The following is a 7,137-nucleotide window of genomic DNA, read 5'->3' on the forward strand; positions in this document are numbered from 1 at the left end:
CGGCCAAATGTTTTTACCACCAAAAACGAATTTACACAAAATTTTTGACATGTCCCATTTTTCGGGATTCGAAGCGGCTTCCTCTCTTCTTTGATCTGTCCGTTTTTTACGGAATACTTCGGCCCGGTTAGTTTCTGAAGATGATTTAAAGCCCTCTGATAGCAGTGATCGGCCGAAAGCCAGTCGTTATTTTGTTCGCTGATCTCTGCACGGCAGAACAGGCAGGCGATCATCTCCTTTCTGGCTTCCTGGGATTCCTTGAGCCGGACAAGAAGAGAATGCATAGCTGCATCCACGCATTTTATGGCTTCATCCGTCCGGTTCAGTTTACGGTACGCCTCGGCCATGGTTCTGCGAACAGCAGCCTGCAGAATATCCTGCTCCAGAGTAACTGCATCCGCTTCGAGAAAGCGCGAATACGTTTCGATGCAAAGACGGTACTGACCGGCCGCATATTCCTGGTCTGCCTGATTTAACAGCCTCTGATTTTCGATGGAACGCGCCTGCGTCTGAGAAAGAAAGCCGCTTTTGTCCGCCAGTTTCTCCATCTGCTGGCAAAGCTCGCTTTCTTTTCTGAAGTCCTGCTGTTCCTGGGCCAGCCGGACTTCCAGCTCCAGAATCTGGTATTTCCAGCCGCAGGCAAGATCGGTCAGTTCCCCGGGAACCTTTTTCATCCAGCTCCAGAACTGCGCAATCGTCTTTTTTGCATCCTCTGGACGGCTGTCGTTGATCTGAAGATTGGCAAGATGAAAAAAGCTGAAAAGAACGGTCGATAAAAGCGCCTCGTTGATCCCCTTCAGGGAACTGGCCATCTGAATCAGATCGTCCAGGACAAGCATCGCGCCTTCCTTCTGGCCGGCATGAAGGCAGCAGTTTGCCATGGACGCATAAAAAAGGATTTTGAACGGAGTACTGTCGTATGGGCTGAGATCGTACGGAATATCTTCCAGGAGAAGAAGAATCGGATGCAGCACGCTGGCACACGTCGTGTTGAGTTCTTCAAACCAGCCCAGATGGGTCAGCGTGTTCAGATAGCGGATTGTGATGTCAAGCAGACGCTCAATCGTTTCCGTGGAGGGCTGGTCTTTGAAGGATTGGATCGTCTTTGCAAAATAACGTTTTAAAAACTCAACGCCTTTGCGCGGATCGACCGGAACGCCGTCTCCGTACAGGTAAATATCGGAAAGAACGAGAAGCGCCTGGTCTACTCCCTTTTCGGCCGCCTGATTCAGAAGCGGAATGGCGCGAGCGGGATTGCGTTTCGTGTCGACGCCTCTCAGATAGGCAAGGCCCAGATAGAAAAGCTTCTGGGGATTCTGCGGTTCTTGGCTCTGTGTTTTCGGATTTTCGAAAAGGGACTGTAAAGATTCACGAAGATCATCCGACTGGAGGGAAAAAACCGGCGGAAAGCCGGCATACAGCAGCTTCAGGACATCTGTATTCGCTGGTTCCATCTGGACAGGAATGATTTTTTTGCGGTACTGGACGGCAGCCGGATATTCATATTCGCTTATATAATTTTTTTCTTCGAGTTTTGGCGTTACGAGCAGCGTGATCAGCTCGCTTCGTTTCATCTGATCGAAAATCTGCTGGCTGAAATCTTCTCCCGGCATCAGAAAGTCGTCGTACCAGACCCCGACATCCCATGTGCATTCCAGAGACTGAACGAAATCCAGAAAATCCTGCGCATTAGCCCAGTCTTTCTTACGGTAGCTGACAAAAATATACGAATGAAACGAGCTTCTTATTTTCTCGATCAGCGGGGGTTCCAGAATCACGGACTGAAGATATGACCGCATACGGCTTTCAAAATTCTGTCGTTTCAGAAAATCCGGCTGAAAATCCAGATACTGAAGATCTCCGAACAGCTGGGAATAGGCAGACAGATCGATACTGTCCAGAAGGATGGGAAGAAGAAGAACTTTACTTTCGCGCAGCGCCCAGATCAGTTTAAGCGTATTTTCCTGTTCAGAGCGAAGCAGTCGGGAAGAAACCGCAATGACGGCCAGCGTGAATTCCTGCAGCAGGCGCAGATCCTCTTCACTCCAGAGGGCATTTTCTGGATCCGGCGCAAGAATCAGGCAGTTGACCTGGTCGCGGATGGTTTGAATAATCTGTGAATCTGTCGAACGATCCCCTGAGGGGATAAACAGAACTTTGCTGAGTCCGCTTTCCTGAACGGTATTTTCTGGATAATATTTGAATTTCATGCCGTCTCCTTTCCATGTCTTTCGTCCGTGGGATTTCGTCCGTGCATTTCTTCTGCGTGCATGCGCAGGCAGAATCGGATGCAGAATACTTTTTTACTTTTCTTCTTTATTTATACCTATCGTATCCAGCGGCTTTCTTTGCGGGGTGTGTATTTCCCAAAACGGCCAAATCGGACATTCGAACGTATAAAAAGTCCGCCGGACGGTCTTTGACCATCGGGCGGACTTTAAACATCTTTCTAAGGAAGAAAAGATGAATTCCCATTAAAGAAACGGGAGTATTGGAATATGGATCAGGCTTTCTTTTTCGACGGGGCGAACGAATGATGAAGGCGCCACAGGAAAAGCAGACCGCGCGCGTCGAGTTCCACGCCCATCGCAACCCAGGCACCGGCCAGTCCAAAGGAGCGGGAAAGCCAGGCGGCCAGCGGAATACGGATGCACCAGATGGAGAGGAAGTTGAGGCAGGCAGGCCAGATCGTATCGCCTTTTCCGCGCAAAATGCCGGAGCAGACGATGGAAGCGCCATAAAGCGGTTCCGCAAACGCTTCGAGCCGAAGCATGGAAGTTCCGAGTTCAATGACGGCTGGATCCGGGGTGAGAATGTTCATCAGCCACGGGGCAAAGACGAACATGACGACGCCCGAAAGAGCCATCATGCCCATGCCGATGCGTACGATGCGCCAGCTGATTTCCCGGGCCAGATCGTGCCGGTTGGCGCCGGTACACTGCCCGATGATGGCGGTTGCGGCGGATCCGCAGCCGTAGCCGGGCATGTAACAGAGACTTTCCGCGGTGATCGCAAAGCTGTTGGCCGCAATGGAAACCGAACCGAGAGAAGAGACGATGCGGGTAAACATGACATAGGAAGAGCCGGAAATCAGCTGTTCCAGACTGATTGGAACGCCGATGCGTACGGCTTTGGAAAGGGAATGACGGGTAAAGTGAATCCGGCATTTCCCTTTGAGAAATTCGTTTTTAAACAGGACGCGCCACGTGAGAAACAGGGACGCGCACGCCATGGCGGCGCCGGTTCCTAAAGCGGATCCGGCTACGCCCAGATTCATCGCGAAGATGAACAGGTAGTTGAACAGGACGTCGAGCATGCACATGACAATTTGCGTCATGCCCGGCAGCCGGGTATCGCCGGCCGCCTGCAAGGTCGCGATCGCCCAGGTGTTTAACAGAGAAAACGGCAGACACAGACAGAAAATGCCGAGATAGGCGCTCGCATCCGCCAGAATGGCGTCTTCGCCGCCCAGCCAGACGGGAACCATTCCTGAAAGGCCAAAGCCGATGCTGCCGATCAGAAACGCCACGCCTAAAATGACGAGCAGACCCTGCCGGCTGCAGTTGCGGGCTTCTTCATTGTTTCTTGCGCCGATCGCCTGCGCGGTCTGCACCGAAAAGCCGTAGACGGAGCCGGAACAGATGCCGTTGATCAGCCAGGTGCTCGAAGAGACCAGACCGATGGACGCGCCGGCCTGTACCCCGAGATGGCCGACCATCGAGGCGTCGATCATCTGCATGATGGTGACGGAAACCTGCGCCAGAATGGCAGGCCAGGAAAGCGATAAAATGAGTTTTCGCTGCATGGAGGCGTTGAGCGGTTTGTCCGCGCGCAGTGCGGATAATAATTGAGAGGAGTCTGTCATATCCGCTATTATCCATCGAATTGTTCCGGAATGCCTGACCAAAGAAAACGTTCTGCCAAGTCTGTTCGAGAAATTTACTATCCTTTCCATTTTCTCCTCGGGTTCTGCTTTTTCCTTTTGATGAGATATGGCTTTTTATCCGCGGGAGAAACGAACCGGCAGATCCGCAAACGCGCCGTTTCAAAGCGGACTCGAATGTGGCTTTTCAGATTCGCCATCCTGAATTGGAATTTGTCATCCGGAAAAAGGAAAAAGAAAGGAGGATGTCATGATTGTTTCCGCAAGCTGCCGAACCGATATTCCCGCGTTTTACACGCCCTGGCTGCTCAACCGCCTGGAGGAGGGCTTTGTGGACGTGCGCAATCCGTTTTATCCCAAACGGGTTTCGCGCATTTACTTTGAAGACGCGGATGCCTGGATGTTCTGTACGAAAAATCCGCTGCCGCTTATTCCGTATCTGGACCGGTTCAAGCAGCCGATCTTAATGGATGTGACGATTACGCCGTATAAAAAGGATCTGGAACCGGCGGTACCCGATAAAACGAAAATTATTGAAGCGGTCCGCTTCATGGGCGAAAAGCTGGGAAAGGATCATGTGTCGGTTCGCTACGATCCGATTTTGCTGAATCCAACGTATACGGTGGACTATCACATTCGGGCTTTTGAGCGGCTCTGTTCTCTGCTCGAAGGCGCGGTGGAGACGATTTCCATTTCCTTTCTCGACGACTACAAAAACGTCCGCCGTCATGCCGGCGAACTGAATGCGCACGAACCGAGTGAAGCCGAATTAAAAGCTATTGGCGAAGCGTTCGCAAAATGCGCTGCGGATCATGGCATTCCCGTTTTCACCTGCAACGAAAAGCAGATTCTAGCCCCGTTCGGCGTGCCTTCCGGCGCCTGCTTTCCTATGGAACTCGCGCTGGCCTGGACCGGCCGCAAGTTTCGAAAGTGGAAAGCGCGCGACTGCGGCTGCGTCGAAATGGCGGATCTTGGCGTCTACAACACGTGTGCGCACCTTTGCCGCTACTGCTATGCCAACTTTGATGAAAAGCAGATCGCCCAAAACCGGCGTCTTCATGATCCCAGTTCGACGATGCTGGTGGGACATCTGGAAGCCGACGATGAAATCATTCGCCGCAAACGATAAACTGCACGTAAAATTAAACCAGATCGAATCCAAATCGGATTTTCGAAATCCGATTCCGGTCGATCCTTAGCCAGACCGGCGGAAAGGAGAGAAGCATGTCATCCAGCCCACTTTTTGAACAGGCACTCGACGAACTCGAACGTCTTCAGAAACTGTTAGAAGACCATCATCTGCCTTCTCAGATTGCCGCCGACCTGCAGCTTGAGATTGACCAGAGAACAAAACGCCGCAAGGATGCAGCTGCTGTTTCTTCCAGAACGCCGGAGCGTACGCGGCGAGCCGCCGCTCCGGAACCGCCTCAAACGCATCCGACGCGGCCAGTTTCCCCAAAACCACAATCGGAAGAAGCGTTTTTCGCCCAGCGTGAACCGCAGCCGCCGGTCCACAATGAACAGGCTGTTGAGCACAAACGGGCTGCTTTTCAGCCCCGGGCGGAATTTTCAAAGCCGTCCGATTCGCAGACACAGTCGGAGACGGCTGCTTCCAGATCCGATGAGCCGGTCGAATCGCCCGTAAAACGAGGAAAACCTTCCGTTTCTTCCCCTTCCGCTTCACCGAAAAATCCGCTGGCGTATGCGGATCTGCTTGGCATCGCGTTTCCTTCCAATGAAGAAACGTATTTTGTCCGTTCCCAGAAAGGCTTCTTTTATCAGCCATGTCCGATCCGTCTGCGGCCTGGCTGCCCGTACTTTCAGAAAAACGCCAAGCCGGAATGCAAAACCTGTACCGTTCGGCCCGCTATTTCGCTTGGACGAAGAGAAGTGCTCAATCATCTTCACGGACAAAGTGAAATCGGGCTTTCGCCGTTAAGCCAGGATGGTCACATTGCCTACGCCTGTATCACGATCGAAAGCGGCCAGGGGCAGAAGGCTGCGCTTGAAGTTCAGAGGGCAGCTAAAGCGATTGGACTCGATGTTCTTTGCGAAGAACGCAAGGAAGACGGTGTTTTGTCGTGGCGCATCTGGTTTTTACTCGCGATGCCGGTGGACGCCTCCCGGGTTTCCCGCTTTTTGCGCGCGTTTCTGATCAACGGGTTTGCCAAAGGTGAGCTCAGGGATCTGCGCTTTCTCGATCAGACGTTCCCGCGTATTTTTGTCAAGGAACAGCCCAAGGAGCGGGGAATGGCGTTGCCGCTTCCGCTGTTTGGCTGGCTCGATGAAGCGCTGCGAAAACAGGGAAGAGACGCCGATCGGTATTCCATTCTGATCGATGAAAAAGGCGAAGAAATTGCCGATCCGTTTGCGCAGATACAGTCGATTACCCGTGTGGAACCGGCCCAGATGGAGGCGCAGATTCGCGAATGCACCTCGCGCAAGCGGGAAGAACTGTTTGCGGGCGATCCGAAAAGCGAGCCGGACACGATGGAGTCCATGCGCCTGATCGCCGCGGACGACGATCCGTTTGTATTTGCGCCTTTGCAGGAATCCGGCGTGATCGAAGTGATCGAAAAAGGACGGATCTGGGTGTGCGCGGATGCGCTGCCCGCTTCTGTACAAAATCAGATTCTGGCGATGGGCAGCTACTGGAATCCGGCGTATCGCTCGCAGAAAAACAAGTTTGCGACCGGACCGCGCATCGTTTCGCTGGCTAGACGCGAAGCGCATGGACCGCAATCCGGTTCACAAAATGCCGATTCTGAAAATACTGAAAACAAAAACAATACGGGACTGGGCACGCGCTGGATTTCGCTGCCCCGTCATTTAAAAGCGCCGCTTCTTTATCGGCTTTCTCAGGCTGGAGCGACAGTGGATCTGCAGGACTGGGAAAGCGAAGGGCAGTCGGTTCCGATGGAATTTAACGGCGAACTTCGTCCGGAACAGGTGTCGCTGGCTTCCGCTCTGTATCAGAAAGGGAGCGGCATTCTGGAAGCGGCAACGGGGACCGGAAAAACGGTCATCGGCGCAGCGCTGATCGCGCAGATTTCGAGAAGCACGCTGATTCTGGTCAATTCCAAGGAAATCTTGCAGGGCTGGGTCAGTTCGCTGAACCGCTTCCTGCATTTTTCCAGTCCGGAATGGGAAAACTGGAAGGCGCCTTCGAAAAACTATCCAGGAAAAATCGGGGTGCTGCAGGGCGCTACGCGTTCGCTTTCTGGGCGCGTGGATGTGGCCATGGTGCCTTCGCT

The 7,137-nt window shown here is 52.9% G+C and carries 4 protein-coding genes; 2 read left to right on the forward strand and 2 right to left on the reverse strand.

All coding sequences use genetic code 11. The features are described from left to right. Positions 1-2,210, reverse strand: a 2,210-nt coding sequence (locus ACLUYS_RS08765) for a TIR domain-containing protein (protein WP_412659627.1), incomplete at its 3' end; no start/stop codon positions are given. A gap of 293 nt (positions 2,211-2,503) precedes the next feature. Then, a complete protein-coding gene (locus tag ACLUYS_RS08770) occupies positions 2,504-3,865 on the reverse strand; it encodes an MATE family efflux transporter (RefSeq protein WP_230266584.1) in 1,362 nt (453 codons plus the stop codon). A 268-nt stretch (positions 3,866-4,133) separates the two neighbouring features. Between ACLUYS_RS08770 and ACLUYS_RS08775 the strand changes: the two genes are divergently transcribed. Both ACLUYS_RS08775 and ACLUYS_RS08780 read left to right on the forward strand, forming a co-directional pair. Further along, positions 4,134-5,012, forward strand: coding sequence for a DUF1848 domain-containing protein (locus tag ACLUYS_RS08775; protein WP_230266585.1), 879 nt, complete (start codon positions 4,134-4,136; stop codon positions 5,010-5,012). Between the two features lie 95 nt (positions 5,013-5,107). Then, a partial coding sequence (locus ACLUYS_RS08780; protein ID WP_412659628.1) for a TOTE conflict system archaeo-eukaryotic primase domain-containing protein occupies positions 5,108-7,137 on the forward strand: 2,030 nt, incomplete at its 3' end.

This window comes from Allobaculum sp. (assembly GCF_047010065.1).
Lineage (GTDB): Bacteria > Bacillota_I > Bacilli_A > Erysipelotrichales > Erysipelotrichaceae > Allobaculum > Allobaculum fili.

Bases quoted from the DNA above. Each gene is read 5' to 3' on its own strand.
- ACLUYS_RS08770 (WP_230266584.1), bottom strand. From the start codon at position 3,865: ATGACAGACTCCTCTCAATTATTATCCGCACTGCGCGCGGACAAACCG.
- ACLUYS_RS08775 (WP_230266585.1), top strand. From the start codon at position 4,134: ATGATTGTTTCCGCAAGCTGCCGAACCGATATTCCCGCGTTTTACACG.